Source organism: Minwuia sp. IMCC3060 (assembly GCF_029909435.1).
In the GTDB taxonomy this organism is placed as follows: domain Bacteria; phylum Pseudomonadota; class Alphaproteobacteria; order Minwuiales; family Minwuiaceae; genus Minwuia.
In genome coordinates this window covers 239,077-255,452 of record NZ_CP123782.1, presented here as the reverse complement: position 1 = coordinate 255,452, position 16,376 = coordinate 239,077, and the positions used below count along the sequence as shown (strand labels likewise).

11 protein-coding genes are annotated in these 16,376 nt (G+C 64.8%); 5 read left to right on the top strand and 6 right to left on the bottom strand.

The window, feature by feature from the left end; translation table 11 throughout:
* Positions 1-212: 212 nt before the first annotated feature.
* Positions 213-641, top strand: a complete 429-nt coding sequence (locus tag QGV54_RS01075; RefSeq protein WP_281018729.1) for an MmcB family DNA repair protein — start codon at positions 213-215, stop codon at positions 639-641.
* A gap of 32 nt (positions 642-673) precedes the next feature.
* Here the strand turns inward: QGV54_RS01075 and QGV54_RS01070 are convergent, their stop codons facing one another.
* From QGV54_RS01070 to QGV54_RS01050, 5 genes are all read right to left on the bottom strand, one after another.
* Complete coding sequence (locus tag QGV54_RS01070; protein WP_281018730.1) at positions 674-1,534, bottom strand: VanZ family protein; 861 nt, start codon at positions 1,532-1,534, stop codon at positions 674-676.
* A 184-nt stretch (positions 1,535-1,718) separates the two neighbouring features.
* Positions 1,719-2,912 (bottom strand): glycosyltransferase family 4 protein, encoded by a 1,194-nt coding sequence (locus QGV54_RS01065; RefSeq protein ID WP_281020042.1) that lies wholly within the window; start codon positions 2,910-2,912, stop codon positions 1,719-1,721.
* Positions 2,913-2,926: 14 nt separating this feature from the next.
* Positions 2,927-4,240 carry a UDP-glucose/GDP-mannose dehydrogenase family protein gene (locus QGV54_RS01060; protein WP_281020041.1) on the bottom strand — a complete coding sequence of 438 codons (1,314 nt, stop codon included), beginning with the start codon at positions 4,238-4,240 and terminating at the stop codon, positions 2,927-2,929.
* 91 nt (positions 4,241-4,331) lie between these two features.
* Complete coding sequence (locus QGV54_RS01055) at positions 4,332-6,347, bottom strand: alginate lyase family protein (RefSeq protein ID WP_281018733.1); 2,016 nt, start codon at positions 6,345-6,347, stop codon at positions 4,332-4,334.
* Positions 6,347-7,522: a glycosyltransferase family 4 protein gene (locus tag QGV54_RS01050; RefSeq protein WP_281018734.1), complete on the bottom strand. Its 1,176-nt coding sequence runs from the start codon at positions 7,520-7,522 to the stop codon at positions 6,347-6,349. Before QGV54_RS01050 ends, QGV54_RS01055 begins: the two co-directional genes overlap by 1 nt.
* Positions 7,523-7,782: 260 nt before the next feature.
* On the opposite strand from QGV54_RS01050, the gene QGV54_RS01045 reads away from it, so the two are divergent.
* A complete protein-coding gene (locus QGV54_RS01045) occupies positions 7,783-10,224 on the top strand; it encodes a DUF4962 domain-containing protein (RefSeq protein ID WP_281018735.1) in 2,442 nt (813 codons plus the stop codon).
* An 82-nt stretch (positions 10,225-10,306) separates the two neighbouring features.
* On the opposite strand, the gene QGV54_RS01040 is transcribed toward QGV54_RS01045, so the two are convergent.
* Complete coding sequence (locus QGV54_RS01040) at positions 10,307-11,491, bottom strand: acetyl-CoA C-acyltransferase (protein ID WP_281018736.1); 1,185 nt, start codon at positions 11,489-11,491, stop codon at positions 10,307-10,309.
* Positions 11,492-11,811: 320 nt separating this feature from the next.
* Here QGV54_RS01040 and QGV54_RS01035 point away from each other — a divergent pair, with 320 nt between their 5' ends.
* The 3 genes from QGV54_RS01035 to QGV54_RS01025 are packed head-to-tail and all read left to right on the top strand — an operon-like array spanning position 11,812 to position 16,252.
* Positions 11,812-14,598: a molybdopterin oxidoreductase family protein gene (locus tag QGV54_RS01035; protein WP_348638779.1), complete on the top strand. Its 2,787-nt coding sequence runs from the start codon at positions 11,812-11,814 to the stop codon at positions 14,596-14,598.
* Positions 14,595-15,329: a 4Fe-4S dicluster domain-containing protein gene (locus tag QGV54_RS01030; RefSeq protein ID WP_281018738.1), complete on the top strand. Its 735-nt coding sequence runs from the start codon at positions 14,595-14,597 to the stop codon at positions 15,327-15,329. Before QGV54_RS01035 ends, QGV54_RS01030 begins: the two co-directional genes overlap by 4 nt.
* The gene (locus QGV54_RS01025; RefSeq protein WP_281018739.1) at positions 15,326-16,252 is read left to right on the top strand and encodes a DmsC/YnfH family molybdoenzyme membrane anchor subunit; all 927 of its coding nucleotides are present in this window, start codon (positions 15,326-15,328) and stop codon (positions 16,250-16,252) included. Before QGV54_RS01030 ends, QGV54_RS01025 begins: the two co-directional genes overlap by 4 nt.
* The last annotated feature ends 124 nt before the right edge of the window (positions 16,253-16,376 follow it).

The following is a 16,376-nucleotide window of genomic DNA, read 5'->3' as shown; positions in this document are numbered from 1 at the left end:
TCATGATCGTTTCACGGTCATTCATCCACTTTTACCCCAACATTTTGTGGCACGCAGGCTGCCAGCTACGAGACAACGGAACATTGCGCCGATGCTCAGACGGCTTGAATCTGCAGGACGCGATTCTCTGTCTTATTTCGAGACAAGGAAGTAACAGGATTGCATCCGCGCCACATATCTGAAACGATCATGATATGTTCCCGAATGTTCCCATGCGACCTGATGGTGTCGCCATCGCCCGTGGGGTGGTGCGGATGCTGGCGCAGCATGACCGGCCCGCCCTGACGGAGGTCACCCTGCGCAACAGCCGCCGGGCGGACGTGATGGCCATCGGGCGGGACGGGACCGTCTGGATCGTGGAGGTGAAATCCTCGGTTCCCGACTATCGTTCGGATGCCAAGTGGCAGGAGTATCGGGATTTCTGCGACCGCTTCTTCTTCGCGGTGCCGCCTGACTTTCCGGCGGAGATCATTCCCGACGACTGCGGCCTGATCATCGCCGACACCTATGACGGAGCCATCGTTCGGGAAGCACCCGACCTGAGGCTGAACGCCGCCCGGCGCAAGGCGGTGACACTTCGGTTCGCGCGCATGGCCGCTGAACGGCTCACCCGTCTGAACCTGGAAATGTCGGCTGTGTGAGTGCCGCTGCGGCTGTCCCACCCGATGGACGGTCAGTGACGTGACCTGCCCAGCCTGTTCCATAGCAGCAGCGCCAGGGTGGCAATCAGGACGCTTCCGGTTCCGCTGGCCAGATTGACCGAGACGTCGAACAGGGTTGCCGTTCGGTTCGGGCTGAAGAGCTGCAGCATCTCCGCCACCAGCCCGAAACACGCCGTGAGACCAAGCGCGAGAAGAAGGCGACGTACCCCCACGGCCCGCCGCCAGCCGATTGCAAACACGAAGGCGATCCCGACCGTTGCGAACATCAGCACATGTCCCGTCTTTGCCAGCGAGAACAGGTTGGTCGACAGGGCGGCCTCCGCCGCGCGGCCGGTGTGTCCCGCCATGCCTGCCAGGTCCAGGCTGCGCGCGACGCCGAGCCTGAGCGGCCCGGTGAGCGCAGCCGGGGCCGCGCTGAGCAGCAGCACGGGGGCAGCCACCAGATAGACCAGTCCGGGACGCCAGCGACGCTGCCGGACCGAGCCGAAGACCCAGCCACTGATCATCAGTGCCAGCAACAGCCAGCACCCGGCAATGAACATCGATCCCCTGGAGAAACCGGGGCGTTCCTCCAGGGGCTTCAGCCGCAGGCTCTGCAGGTCGAGTGTGCCTTTCGTGCTCAGGATCTCCGCCCGCAGCAGGACCGCGACGGTATCATCCGCCATGCGGAAGGTGGCGCGATGGATTCGGCCGGGCCGATCCCCGCTCAGACGCGCCACCACATGCGGCAGATCCACCTGCAGCCGACCGTCCGGCCTGACCTGGAGCGCGACCAGCCGCCCCTGCTGCCAGCTCCGGTCACCGCGCACAATGCCGGTTGCCGCAAGCCGCGACTCGATCTGCAGGAACGCCGCCCCCTGTCTGGGGTACATGATCTCCAGGCGTGCAAACGCTGAATCATGATCGCTGGCGTCCAGGCGTACCGGACCCGTTTCAAGAAGGCTGACCGGTTGACCGGCAGGCTGGAATCTCGGCATGCCATGAAAGTGCAACAGTGTCAGACAGACCAGCAACAGGGTCGCACCGATCAGGAACGGTGCAGCGGGAAGCCCGCGGTCAGCGGCTGAAGAGGTCGTCATAGGCGGCCAGCAGGCGCGGGACTTCGTGCTCCCACGAAAGTTCGTTCTCCACGCGGGTGCGGCCGAACTGCCCCATCTCCGCCCGACGCTCGGGATCGGCCAGCAGCGCCAGGATCTGTTCCGCCATGTCCACCGGATCATTGCGCTTCGCATAGACCGAGGCCTCGGCAGCGGAGAACCGGCCCTCCGTCAGGTCGAACTGCACGATGGGCTTTCCGAGGGCCATGTACTCCATGATCTTGTTCATGGTGGACTTGTCGTTCATCGCGTTGAAGCGGTCGGCATTGACGCAGACGTCCGCCGTGTTGAGCATCTCCAGCAGGTCCTGATCCGGTACCCGGCCGGTGAAGGTCACATATTCGGCGACGCCCAGTTCCACCGCCTGTGCCTTCAGCACCTCCAGTTCCGGCCCGCCACCGACGAGACCGAAATGAACATCCGTGCGCCCCTTGTCATGGACGATGTAGCGGACGGATTCGAGCAGCAGATCCAGCCCTTCCTGCGCGCCCATCACCCCGACATAACCGACCAGGAACGCGCGGCCCTGCTTCAGCGCCGGAACCGGCGGGATGATCTTCAGTCGCTCCAGACTGGGGCCGGAGCGGACCACATGCACGCGGTCAGGGTCCATGCCGCCCCGCTCGATGGCGATCCGGCGATAGCTCTCATTGGTGGCGATGGAGACGCTGGCGGTGCGGAACGTCCAGCGCTCCCACGACAGCATCAGCCGGTAGAAGATGTCGCGTCGGCCGAACTTGGCCTCGTAGAGCTCCGGATTGATGTCGTGGTGGTCGAAGAGGAACTTCTTGCGCAGCAACAGCTTGAAGAAGCCGCCGACCAGAAAGATGTTGTCCGGCGGGTTGCAGGCATGGATCGCGTCGAAACCCCGGGTCAGCAGCACCTTCCAGGTCAGGAAGAACTCCCAGAACAGGGCCGCGGAATATTCCAGCAGGTAACCCAGCGCCCCCCGCGCATCCAGCGGCAGGTTGTGGCGGTAGATGTGGATACCGTCGATGGTCTCGTACTTCTTCTCGTAGCCCTTGCCGGTAGGGCAGATGATCGAGACCTCGTAGCCATGGGCGTGGAGCGTCGTCGCCTCCTGCCAGACCCGCCGGTCAAACGGGCTCGGCAGGTTCTCGACGATGAACAGGATGCGACGGGGACGGGACACGCTGTCGATCCGCCTTACCAGGCGACGCCGTCATAGCGGCCTTCGATGCTCGGCCCCTCGCTGATACGCACGAAATCGACCAGTTGCTGGCCGTCGCGCATCCGGTCCGGCACCTGACGGAAGGCGGCATCGCCATTGCCGACCACCAGTACCTCGGCATGATCCAGAACCTCGTCCACCGTCTCCACCATCAGGTTGGAGATATGGGGGATCGTCTTCAGGATATAATCGCGGTTGGCACCGGTCAGCCGGGCCATGCTGACGTTGCGGTCATAGAGTTTCAGGTCGATGCCCTTGCCCAGCAGCCGTTCGATCACTTCCACCATCGGACTTTCGCGCAGGTCGTCGGTATCGGCCTTGAAGGAGAAACCGAGGACTCCGACCTTCCGCTTGCCCTTCGACAGCACCATCTCGACACCCGCCTCCACCTGCCAGCGGTTCGACGGCAACACGCCGTTCAGCATCGGCACCGGCAGATCGAGTTCACGGGCCTTGTAGGTGATGGCGCGCAGGTCCTTCGGCAGGCAGGAACCACCGAAGGCAAAACCGGGACGGAGGTAGTTCTTCGAGATGTTGAGCTTGGTGTCCTGGCAGAAGATGTCCATGACCTTGTGGCTGTCGATGCCAAGGCGCTTGCAGATGCCGCCGATCTCGTTGCCGAAGGTGACCTTCACCGCGTGCCAGGCATTGTCGGCATATTTCACCATCTCCGCGACCTCGATATCCGTGCGGATCATGGGTGCGTCGAGCGCGGCATAGAGGCTGGCCAGCATGTCGCCAGAGCGCGGATCACTCTCGCCGATCACCGTCTTGGGCGGTTCGCGAAAGTCGCGCACGGCGGAACCCTCGCGCAGGAATTCCGGGTTGTTGCAGACGCCGAAATCCCTGCCGGCGACCTTGCCCGATGCCGCTTCCAGCGCCGGGATCACGGTTTCCCGGATCGTACCGGGCAACATGGTCGAGCGGACGACCACCACATGAAACGCGTGCTTGGTCTTCAGACAGGCGCCGATGTCGGCGCAGACGCGTTCGAGATAGGTCAGGTCCAGATTGCCGTTCACCTGGCTGGGCGTACCGACACAGACCAGCGACAGATCGGTCTCCGCAATCGCCTCCGCCGCGTCGGTGGTGCCGCGCAGCCGACCGGAACGCACGCCGTCCGTCACCAGTTCCGCCAGCCCCGGTTCGACAATCGGGGACGCGCCCTGGTTGATCAGGTCGATCTTCACCGCGTTGGGATCGACACCAATGACCGTATGGCCGTCGGCCGCAAAACAGGCGGCTGAAACATTGCCGACATAGCCCATCCCGAAGATACTCAGACGCATGTGAAGACCCCTTCATGCTGTCGCATTCCATTGCTCGCCCGGCGGATCATAGAGACCGGCCAAGGTGGTGCAATCACCACCGGTACAGCGATCATTGTCCGACCTCGTGGATCTCCAGGTCGAAGACCGCTTCCCGGCCCACTGTCAGTTCCCCGGCGAAGACGATACGCGGCGCGGGCGCGCGCACCCCGAAGGACGGCGAATGCCAGCCACGCTCCGGCCCGGAGCGACCGGTCTCCAGCCACCCCGCCAGCCCCCCCGCATGGCGGATGGTCAGGACCACGCCCCGTTCGTCGCGGATCCGGAAACCGGTCCCCGCAGCTTCCACCTCGAACGTGGGCGAGACCAGGAAGCCGATCTCCACCCGCTGGGGCGCCGCATGTCCGCGCAGGGTATCGGTGATGCGGTAGAGCCCCGGCCCGGCGCGTTCCACTGTCCGGACATGCGCGATTCCATGGCTGGCCTGATAACCGTCATGTTCCGCGCTGACCAGCCAGTCGTCGGGCGAGTCATTCACGCGCAGAACGCGTGTCTCTGCCTTGCGCGCCCAGTTGAAGGGACCGGAGATCTCCGAACTGTTCTCCCCGCCGAGCGTCAGCGTGTTGTGCGCCACCGTACCCCGGAAGTGGTCCCGCCAGGCGTGGCCTGCATGATAGAGATAGGTGCCGGCATCGATCAGGACCGGCTGCCCCTCCACATGCAGCCAGACCGACAGCGTGTCGGCGTGGCCATGCGCGGCAATGGAGAGATAGCCGATCGGACCATGGTCGAAGACCAGCAGATGATCCGCCGCGCCCTTGCCGAGATGCCGCTGAACGGAATAGCCGCCTTCGCTGAAATGCCGGAAGCCACCGGGCCAGATGCCGTTCGGGGGCGGTGCCGGCATCAGGGCATGGCGCAGGTGCCGGACAGGGACGGGGGGACTGATCTCGGGCCGGTCCGTGGCCTGCGCAACCGCAGCCATGACGGAATTGATGGTGGGCTCGACCCCCATGCCGTTGCCGAAGACATGACTGTCATCGTCATCGCCGATGCGCGGCTGATGGCCTGCGGAATCCGTCATCCACTTCAGGAATCCGCCGGCCCGGGCGATCCGGGCCCAGAAATCAGGGCTGAAACCCTGGCCCAGCCTTCGTCCCAGATCACCGCTCAGCAACAGCCATTCCACGGTAAGCGCGGCATAGGCAGGCGACTGTTCCGCGCCGACCCCATCAGCGTGGATCTGGCGCTGGCATTCCCGTTCCAGCACCGCGCGGCCATAATCCGCCCAGCGGCGCGCGCCTGGCAGACCCGGGCACAGTGCGCCCAGCATGAAGAGCCCTCCGGCCTCCGCCACCAGGTGATTGTTGGCGGATGAATGACGGGACGGGAACCGCGCCAGCCACCAGCCGTGCTGATAGAGGCTGCGCATCAGCGTTGCGCGGGCCTCCGCGCGGAACTGGCTGCCGACAAGGCTGAGGATCACCAGCATGCTGACGATGCGGAAGGCCACCTCGATCCCAGATGACCAGTGCACCCCCCGGTAGACCGGATTGGCCGCCACCCAGGATGTCAGATGTTCCTCGCAGACGGCCACGGCGGCCGCATCCTCCGACACCAGGGCATAGGCCGCGACAGGCTGCAGGTACTGCAGGCGCGAGAGTTCCCAGACGTTCTTCACGTCACCGAACTCATCCGCATGCCGATAGGAAATGTCGAAACAGTAACGGTCATCGGGCCAGCGCTGTCCCGTTGCCGGGTCCAGATGCCAGTCCGGCAGGGCATCCGCCGCGGCCCCGTCGGGTTTCGGCCAGTCGATGCCGAGGAACGAGAGTTCTCCCGCACGTACCAGTCGGGCATTCTCGGCCCAGCCGGAAAGCAGCCCCGCATCCCCGGCGATGCGGCCAACCCCGTCGGCCAGCCCCGGCCAGACCGGCAGGTCAAAGCCCGCACCGTTGAAACCGGTGACCGATCCGGGCAGGTAGATCCGGCTGATGCGCCGCCGCGCCTGCTCCTCCATCCGGTGGGCGATCTCGGCGGCGGACATGGCGGCAAGCCGGTTGCGGTACCAGCGCGCCTTGCGCACCAGTCGCACCAGATTCTCGCTGCTTCCATGTCCGGTTGCCATCAGGCCTTCCGTGCCAGCAGTTCCAGATATGCCGCCGCCAGTCGCTCCAGCACGACCTCGGCAACGAAGGTTTGCCGCACACGCTCCTGCGCGGATCGTGCCAGTTGCAGTCTCAACGCGGGATCATCCACCAGACGCCGGATCGCCCCTGCCAGTGCATCCGCATCGCCTGCGGGAATGACCAGTCCGTCCTTGCCGTCGGTGACGATCTCCGGCACCGCACCGACCGGGGTGACCACGGGCGCGAGCCCTGCCGCCATGGCTTCCAGCAGGCTGTTGGGAAAGCCCTCGCCATAGGATGGCATCAGGAAGACGTCACCGCTGCGCATCCGCTGCAGCAGGTCCGCATGCGCCAGATAGCCCTCGCGCGTGATCCGCTGCGGCAGGGCGGCAGTCGCGAATTGAGACTCCAGCGGCTCGATAATCGCCGCAAGATGTAACTCGGCGGCGATATCGGCCATGTCGGGCCGCTGCAGCGCCTCGATCAGCACATAGGCACCCTTGCGCTTGCCCTCCGTCCCCGCCGCGAAGATGAACAGCGGTATCTCGTTGCGGGCCTGATCCAGCGATACCACCGATGATCTCGGCACCGAATTGTAGAGGATCAGCATCGGCCCGGTGCGGCCAAGCCCCGTCAGATAGTCCCGCCACCCCTCCGACTGCACGATCAGGATATCGGGCGACGCCACCCCGGCACGGATACCCCGCTGCATCCGAGGGGACGACCCCTCGTAGAACTGATCGAAGATGCCGCCCAGGCGCATCATCGTCAGCCGCCCCAGACGCTTGGCCATCCAGAGATAGACGCAGGATTCCCAGAAGGTCTGAAAGTCCGAGGACTGGATCTGCACGATGTCGATGCGCCGGAACCAGAGCACGAAGGGAAAGGAGACGAGGTGCCACAGCGTCGCGAAAGCGGCGATGAACAGGCGCAGCACACCGCCCTTCAGGATCGCGGCATAGCCATAGTTGTCGACCACGTTCTTCTTCGGTGGACGGGATGTGGTGTGCGGAACGAATTCGAACCGCTCCGCCAGGTCCGATCCCATGAGGTTCAGCATGAAGGTGGTCACGCCACCGGTTGTCGGCGGAAACGGCCCCACCAGCAGCACGCGCGGCTTCCCGCCGGATCGCGTTCGGACCGGTTCCGCTGACTTGTCACTCTGGGCAGTCATCGTTTCCCCGTCTGGCCGTGGTCACAGCAGGATGTGGCCATCACCCGCGACCGGACGCTATAAGCTGAGCATTCCGCGCGGAAGTGCACATGCTGCCCCTGTAGGGCGCGATGATGACAACTGTCAACCGGACGATGGATGGGAATCCGCAACAGACCAGCACTTCCGCGCCGCCAGGCAGCACCGGATCGGACACTCGGCAGGAAACTTGAATGCGGGAACGGGATGCGCCCCCCGCACGACATCGCAGGAGATACCTGATGGAATTTCGCACCGGTTTTCGTGCACTGGCCCTCGCCGCACTCGCAATCTGCATCGTGACGGCGTCCCGTGCCGAGACAAAGGGCAGCAATATCGATGTCTGGCTGGACTACGTGCAGCGTTTGCCGAAACCGCAGGAAGTGACTGATTTCCTGTCGCCGCAGACGGCGCTGGAATTTCCGGTCTATCCCGCCAACGGCACCATCGCCGCACAGAATCCGCCAGTGTTTCACTGGCGTTATGATGCCGTGGACACGACCTATGAGCTCGAGATCCTCCATGAGGACGGCACCCGCGTCCATCGTCTGACGCCGGACAACCACCTGATGCTCGACGCGCCACTGGCGAAGGGAAACTGGCGCTGGCGCGCGCGCCTCTGGCCCGCGGGCCAGCCCGCGGGGGACTGGAGTGAATGGCGGACGTTCACCATTCACCCGCATGCCCATGTCTTTGTCGCCCCGTCGGTCTCGGAAGCCTGGAAACTTGCGCTGGACCGCCGCAATCCCCGGGCGATGCCGCCGAAACAGGAATTCGGGTTGCTGCGCCGTGACCTGCGGCAGGGCGAGCGCAAGCCGCTGTTCAACAGCGTCAAGCGGACGGTCGAGCAGAAGTGGATCGGTGACGAACTGACCAAGGAGCCGCCGGTCGCGACTTTCGAGGTGGAGGACTTCTACGAGCGTATCCGCGTGGCCCGTTTCATTGCCAGCGAGGTCAATCGCGCCACCGTGCGATTGTCCGCGCTCACCTATACCTACTGGCTGACACGGGACGAGGCGACGCTGGGCGAGAGCTGGCGAAGGGCGGCGAACCTGCTGTCATGGGACCCAGACCATTCGACGGGTCTCCGGTCGTCGGACCTGTCGAACCTGCGCATCTCCCTGACGCTGGCCCTGACCTATGACATCACGAAGCGCTGGCTGACCGACGAGCAGAAGGCCGAGACGATCAAGATGATCGAATACCGGACGCAGGCCGCGTTCGACCGCTACATCGTCGATCCGCGCCGCCAGCTGGAACGCAAGCCCTACAACAGTCACGGTTTCCGCCAGGCCGGTGCCATCACCGCGATCGCCATCCTGCTGGCCGGTGACTCGCCCCGCGCCAAGAACTGGTTCTTCCGCACCTATCCCATCTATCTGGCCACCAACAATCCCTGGGGCGGCGACGACGGCGGCTTCGGCAATGGCGTCAACTATGGTGTCTGGGACGCGATGAACAGCATGCAGTACTGGGACGTGCTGCGGAATGCGATCGGTGTCGATCCGGTCAACATGGGCTGGCCCAAGCAGGCCGGCATCTTCTTCAGTTACCTGATCCCGCCAGGCACGCCGAACAGCGCTTTCGGTGACGGCGGCGAGTATGAACGTTCCACGGCCTGGAGCCTGCTGTCGAAGCTCTATCTGCAGCGGGTGGACACACCGATCAGCCGCCGCCTGGCCTCCCTCTGGAACGAGGCCGAGACCGACGAGGAATATTTCGTCCACCTCTATGGCCCCCTCTACCAGCCCGCGAAGCCGTTCGTGGCGGAGGAGCATGTATCCCTGCCCGACACGGCCGTATTCCCCTCCATCGGCTGGGTGGCGATGCACAGTGATCTGGACGATCCGGACCGCTATTCGATCCTGTTCAAGTCCAGCCCCTATGGTTCCTTCAACCATTCCCATGCGGACCAGAACAGCTTCATCATCAACGGTCGCGGCGAGTCGCTGGCCATCGACAGTGGCTATTACGACACCTGGAAATCGGCGCACCACGAGAGCTGGACCATGCGCACCAAGGCCCACAACGCGATCACCTACGACGGGGGTGAGGGTCAGCCGTATCAGGACCGCTCCGCCCAGGGCGCACTGCGCAACTTCGCGCGCTGCGGTGACATGGACATGGCGGTCGGCGATGCCACTGCGTCCTACAAGGGCGAGCTGAGCCGGGCGGTGCGCACGATGATGTACCTCAGGCCCGACGTGGCGCTGATCTACGACGATCTTGCCTCCGAAACCCCGCGCCGCTTCGAGTGGAACCTGCACAGCTGGACCGAGATCGAGCGTCAGGGCGCCAATGGCCTCAACATCGCCAAGGGTGAGGGCAAGGCCTGTTTCACGGTGCTCAGTGCGCCGGACTTCGGTATCGGCCAGACCAGCGAGTTCCCCGCGAACCCGGATGAGTTCTTCGTACCCGACTGGCAGCCGCAATGGCATGCCACGATCGCCACGACGGCAAAGGTGAATTCAGCCGAATTCCTCGTCGCGGTCGATCTGGGCTGCAAGGGCAATGTGGCGGAAGCCGTGGCGGCCAAACCCGGCGGCGGCTTCACCCTGCAGATCGCCGGTCACCAGGTCTCCATCGACGCGAACGGCGGCATTGCAACCCCGCTCGGCCCGACCAGCAGCCCACAGGTCTGCAAGGTCCCACCGCTGGAAATCGCGGCGCGGGAGCAGGAATAGAAGAAGGTGCGGCATCCCTGCGGACACCGCCCCTTCCTCTACTCGTTCGGCCAGACGCCCGGAGGCGTCCGGGTCAGTCAGATCACGCGACCTCGAACAGGCCCGCGGCCCCCTGACCGCCGCCGATGCACATGGTGCAGACGACGTACTTGGAGCCGCGACGCTTGCCCTCGATCAGGGCGTGGCCGACCATGCGGGCACCGGACATGCCGAAGGGGTGACCGATGGAGATCGCGCCGCCGTTGACGTTCAGGATCTCGTTGGGAATGCCCAGCTTGTCGCGCGAATACAGGACCTGCACCGCGAAGGCCTCGTTCAGTTCCCAGAGGTCGATGTCGTCCATCTTCAGACCGGTACGCTGCAGCAGCTTCGGCACGGCATAGATCGGGCCGATGCCCATCTCGTCCGGCTCCAGACCCGCAACGGCAAAGCCACGGAAGATGCCCAGCGGCTGCAGACCCTTCTGCTCGGCGACCTTGGCGTTCATGACCACGGCAGCGGAGGCACCGTCGGAAAGCTGCGAGGCATTGCCGGCCGTGATGAAGCCATTGTCACCGATCACCGGCTTCAGGGAGGACAGGCCTTCCATGTTGGTGTCGGCGCGATTGCCCTCGTCCTTGTCCAGGGTCACCTGAACCTCGGAGGTCTCGCCGGTCTGCTTGTCGGTGGCGATCTTGGTCGTGGTCATCGGCACGATCTCGTCATCGAACTTGCCGGCCTGCTGGCCCGCGGCGGTGCGCATCTGCGACTGCAGACCGTACTCGTCCTGATACTCACGGCTTACGCCATAGCGGTTGGCCACGACTTCCGCCGTCTGGATCATCGAGTAGTAGATGCCCGGGTGGGTCTTCTCCAGCCACTCGTCCTTGGAACGGTAGCGGTTGGCATGTTCGTTCTGCACCAGGCTGACCGACTCCAGGCCACCGGCGACCAGCACATCGGCCTCGTCGGCGATGATCCGCTGGCTCGCCATGGCGATGGTCTGCAGACCGGAGGAGCAGAAGCGGTTGACCGTGGCACCCGGCACATTGACGGGAAGACCCGCACGCAGCGCGATCTGGCGGGCGATGTTGCCGCCGGTGGTGCCTTCCGGATTGGCGCAGCCCATCAGCACGTCCTCGACTTCCGCGCCTTCGATGCCCGCACGCTCCACGGCGTGCTTCACCACATGGCCGCCCATCTCGGCGCCACCGGTATTGTTGAACGCACCACGGAACGCCTTGCCGATCGGCGTCCGGGCGGTTGAAACGATGACTGCATCAGCCATGAGTGATCTCCCCTTGTTTCTGTGACAGGTCCTGTCGTTCAGCGTCAGTTGCTGCGCGGAACATAGCGCGGCCTGTCGTCCGGGACAAAACCGAATTGCGCCTTGGTCCGTGGCCTCGCGAATGCCTGCCATGGGAGCCACTGCCTTGCGTCCGGCCCGCTGCTTCGTCCAAACTCCACCGGCAGGGTGTCAAATACCCTGAATCGCTGCGAAACCCGCCGCGTGGCCGTTAGGGAGACACCGTGAACGCACCCTCCGAACACAAGCCGACGACCCCTGGGTCCGGCGCAGAACGGCGGGTCGAGAAGACGACCTGTTACATGTGTGCCTGCCGTTGTGGCATCGATGTCCATCTGGAAGGCGACCAGGTCCGCTATATCGGTGGCAACCGCGACCACCCGGTGAACAAGGGCGTGCTGTGCGCCAAGGGTTCTGCGGGCATCATGCAGCATTACTCCCCCGCCCGCCTGCGCAAGCCGCTGAAGCGTGTCGGCAAGCGCGGCGAGAACCGGTTCGAGCAGATCGAGTGGGAGGAAGCGCTGGACATGGCCACCGCCTGGCTGGCCCGCGCCCGCGCCACCAGCCCGAAGCGCCTGGCCTTCTTCACCGGTCGCGACCAGAGCCAGTCACTGACCAGCTTCTGGGCGCAGCAGTTCGGCACCCCGAACTATGCCGCCCATGGCGGCTTCTGCTCCGTCAACATGGCCACGGCCGGCATCTATACCATTGGTGGCGCGTTCTGGGAGTTCGGCCAGCCGGACTGGGACCGCACGAAGCTGTTCCTGCTGTTCGGCGTGGCGGAGGACCATGATTCCAATCCGATCAAGGCCGGCATCGCTAAGCTGAAGCAGCGCGGTGTCCGCGTCGTTTCGGTCAACCCGATCCGCACCGGCTATTCGGCGGTGGCCGACGACTGGTTCGGTATCCGCCCCGGCACTGACGGGCTGCTGGTGCTCAGTCTGATCCACGAGCTGATGCGTAACGGGCGCGTCGATCTGGACTATCTGATGCGCTATTCCAACGCCGCCTGGCTGGTCATCGACCGTCCTGGTGCCGCCGATGACGGCCTGTTCCTGCGCGACGCCGACGGCAAGCCGCTGATGCTGGATCGTGACAGCGGAGAACCGGTCACTGCCACGAAGCGCCCCGCCCTGAAGGGCCGCCTGGAACTGCCGGAAGGCGGCAGCGCCCGGCCCTCGTTCGAGCTGATCGCCGAGACCGCGCTGGACCCGGCATATGCGCCGGAGGCCGTGGCGGGAGAGACCGGGATCAGCGCGGACCGTATCCGTGCCCTGGCAGCGGAGATCGGCCGGGTTGCGTTCGAGGAGGAGATCCGCATCGACCAGCCCTGGACGGACATGGATGGGGAGCAGCATGACGGCTTCACCGGTCGTCCGGTGGCATTTCATGCCATGCGCGGCATCTCTGCCCACTCGAACGGTTTCCAGACCTGCCGGGCACTGCATCTGCTGCAGGTGCTGATCGGCGCGGTCGACTGTCCGGGCGGATTCAGGTTCGAACCTCCCTATCCGAAACCGGTGGACGTGCATCCGAAGCCCACCGGGGCGGGCGTCTCGGGGCGCATCCTGCCCAACCAGCCGCTGGCCGGGCCGCACCTCGGATTCCCGCGCGGGCCGGAGGATCTGCTGCTGGACGATGACGGCAAGGCCATCCGCATCGACAAGGCGTTCTCCTGGGACGCGCCCCTGTCGGCCCATGGCATGATGCACATGGTCATCGCCAATGCCTTCAACCGCGATCCCTATCCGGTCGATGTCCTGTTCCTCTACATGGCCAACATGGCCTGGAATTCGTCGATGAACACGGCGGGTACCATGGAGATGCTGACCGCCACGGATGATGACGGGAACTACGTGATCCCGAAGATCATCTATTCCGATGCCTATGCCTCGGAGATGGTGGCCTATGCCGACCTTGTGCTGCCCGACACGACCTATCTGGAACGGCACGACTGCATTTCCCTGCTTGATCGGCCGATCGCGGAGCCGGACATGGTGGCAGATGCCATCCGCTGGCCGGTGATCGAACCCGACAGGGACGTGCGCGGATTCCAGAGCGTGCTGATCGACCTGGGTGCCCGACTGGGCCTGCCCGGCTTCGTCGGGGAGGACGGGGCGCCGACCTATGACGATTATGCCGACTACATGGTCAATCACCTGCGCAAGCCCGGCATCGGCCCACTCGCCGGTTTCCGGGGTACCGACGGCATGAGTGCGGGCCGCGGCGACATCAACCCGGACCAGCTTGACCGCTACATCGCCAACGGCAGTTTCTGGAGCCGGGAGATCCCGGAGGAAGCGCGGTTCTACAAGTTTGCCAACCGGGCCTATCAGGACTTCGCCGTGGAGATGGGATTCTTCGACAAGCCCGCGCCGGTGACGTTCCAGCTCTATCTGGAGCCGTTGCAGAAGTTCCGGCTGGCGGCACTGGGTCACGGCGACCGCCAGCCCCCGGAGCATCTGCGGCAGCGCATTGCGGACACCTTCACCCCCCTGCCCCGCTGGTATCCGCCGTTCGAAGGGGAAGGAATCGAGGATGCGGACTTCCCCCTGCACGCCCTGACCCAGCGACCCATGGCGATGTACCACAGCTGGGGGTCGCAGAATGCCTGGCTGCGCCAGATCCACACCGCGAACGCGATGCACATTCCGGCGGGCCTGTTCGATGAGATGGAACTGGCGGACGGTGACCTTGTCGACGTCGTCTCTCACCATGGGCGCATCCGCGTGCCGGTCAAGCGCATGGCCGCCGTCAATGACCGCACGATCTGGACCTGGAACGCGATCGGCAAGCGATCCGGCGCCTGGAACCTCAGCCCCGACGCGCCGGAGGCCGAGAAGGGGTTTCTGCTCAACCACCTGATCCATGAACTTCTGCCCGACCGGGGTGACGGTCAGCGTCACGCCAACTCGGACCCGATCACCGGGCAGGCCGCATGGTTCGACCTGCGGGTCCGGCTGGAGAAGGTGCGGGACGGCGATACGGCGCGCACCATGCCGCGTTTCGCGGCGCAGCCACCCCTGGATGGCGCACCGCCGCAACCGGCGGCCAGCGCCTGGCACCCGGACAGGACCCGACGCACATGACCGCCCTGCCTGCACATACGGAAAAGAAACTGGGGCTGGTGATCGATCTCGACACCTGCGTCGGCTGTCATGCCTGCGCCGTGAACTGCAAGGAATGGAACACGGGTGGCGATCTCTCACCGCTCTCGGACACGGATCCCTACGGCGCGGATGTCTCCGGCACCTGGCTGAACCGTATCCACAGTTTCGAGGTGACGGACGGGGATGATGCCCGGCTGGTGCATTTTCCCAAGTCCTGCCTGCATTGCGACGACGCGCCCTGCGTCACGGTCTGCCCCACCGGCGCCTCTCTGAAGCGCACCGAGGACGGGATCGTTCTGGTGGACGAAGACCGCTGCATGGGCTGCGGCCTGTGTGCCTGGGCCTGTCCCTACGGCGCGCGCGAAATGGACCCGGTGGCCGGGGTCATGAAGAAATGCACCCTCTGCGTGGACCGCATCTACAGCGAGGACCTGCCTGAGGAAGACCGGATTCCCGCCTGCGTGCGCACCTGCCCCTCCAGCGCCCGCCATTTCGGAGACTTCGCCGATCCGGACTCGGAGGTCAGCCTGCTGGTCGCGGCGCGCGGCGGCTATGACCTGATGCCGGAACAGGCCACACGCCCGGTCAACAAGTACCTGCCACCGCGGGAGCGCACGGTCCTGCCGACGCTGGCACGCTCGGCGGATGACGGCCCGCCGCTGACAGGGTTCTGGAAGTGGCTCGACGGCGCGCTGGAGAAGCTGCCATGAAGCCGGCATTCTCCGTCATCTGTTTCACGGTGCTGTCGGGAACCGGCTACGGGCTGGTGGTCTGGCTGGCCCTGAACGCCCTGCTGCAGCCCGACCTCGCATTGGCGCGGCTCGGCTACCCGCTCGCCTTCGTCATGATCAGTGCGGGGCTGCTCAGTTCCACCCTGCATCTGAAGTCGCCCGCCCGGGCACGTTTCGCCCTCAGTCAGTGGCGGACAAGCTGGCTCAGTCGCGAAGGAATCGCGGCTCTGGCGACCTATCTGCCACTGCTCGTCGTGTTCTGGGGACTGTTCATCGAGGGGCGTCACTGGCACGTCGCGGCAGTGCTTGCCGCAGTCGGATCAATGCTCACCGTGTTCTGCACCGGCATGATCTATCAGACCATCCGGGCCGTGCGCGCCTGGGCCACGCCCATGACCAGCGTGGTCTACCTGCTGGCCGCCCTCACCGGGGGCGGGGCATTCTGCGTTGCCTTGCAGACCATTGTCGGCACCCCTGTCCCGATGCCGGTCAGCCTGGTCATCGCGCTGGCACTGGTCGGACTGATGGCAACGAAGCATCTCTGGTGGCGCAATCTGGCCGCGCCCTCGGCATCGACGGTCGCGACGGCAACCGGACTGGGACAGCCCGGCGACGTCAGCCTGTTCGAGCGACCGCATGTGACCGAGAACTGGCTGACCGAGGAAATGGGCTTCCGGGTCGCACGAAACCACGCGGCGCGGCTGCGACGGATCTCGCAGGGACTTCTGGCCGTGCCATTGGCGGCGCTGCTGGTGTCCCTGATCCTCGGCGTCACGGATGTGCCCATCCCGGCGGCCCTGGCCACCGGCCTCTTCCTGCTGGGAGCATTCCTGGAGCGATGGCTGTTCTTCGCGGAGGCGCGCCACACCGTGGGACTCTATTATGGGGCAAACCATGCGTAAGTCACAGATCCACAATTAACAGTTTTGTAGGATCAGATAGACTATACAGGAGTTGACGCAAGGAAAGCAGTTTCAACGAAATCTCCAGCCAAGAGGAGCGGTTCGCGCGCATCAGTCATGTCCC

Excerpts from the sequence above, each read along its gene's own strand:
- QGV54_RS01075 (WP_281018729.1), top strand. The coding sequence starts at position 213 with ATGCGACCTGATGGTGTCGCCATCGCCCGTGGGGTGGTGCGGATGCTG.
- QGV54_RS01070 (WP_281018730.1), bottom strand. The coding sequence starts at position 1,534 with ATGTACCCCAGACAGGGGGCGGCGTTCCTGCAGATCGAGTCGCGGCTT.
- QGV54_RS01060 (WP_281020041.1), bottom strand. The coding sequence starts at position 4,240 with ATGCGTCTGAGTATCTTCGGGATGGGCTATGTCGGCAATGTTTCAGCC.
- QGV54_RS01055 (WP_281018733.1), bottom strand. The coding sequence starts at position 6,347 with ATGGCAACCGGACATGGAAGCAGCGAGAATCTGGTGCGACTGGTGCGC.
- QGV54_RS01050 (WP_281018734.1), bottom strand. The coding sequence starts at position 7,522 with ATGACTGCCCAGAGTGACAAGTCAGCGGAACCGGTCCGAACGCGATCC.
- QGV54_RS01045 (WP_281018735.1), top strand. The coding sequence starts at position 7,783 with ATGGAATTTCGCACCGGTTTTCGTGCACTGGCCCTCGCCGCACTCGCA.
- QGV54_RS01040 (WP_281018736.1), bottom strand. The coding sequence starts at position 11,491 with ATGGCTGATGCAGTCATCGTTTCAACCGCCCGGACGCCGATCGGCAAG.
- QGV54_RS01035 (WP_348638779.1), top strand. The coding sequence starts at position 11,812 with ATGTGTGCCTGCCGTTGTGGCATCGATGTCCATCTGGAAGGCGACCAG.
- QGV54_RS01030 (WP_281018738.1), top strand. The coding sequence starts at position 14,595 with ATGACCGCCCTGCCTGCACATACGGAAAAGAAACTGGGGCTGGTGATC.
- QGV54_RS01025 (WP_281018739.1), top strand. The coding sequence starts at position 15,326 with ATGAAGCCGGCATTCTCCGTCATCTGTTTCACGGTGCTGTCGGGAACC.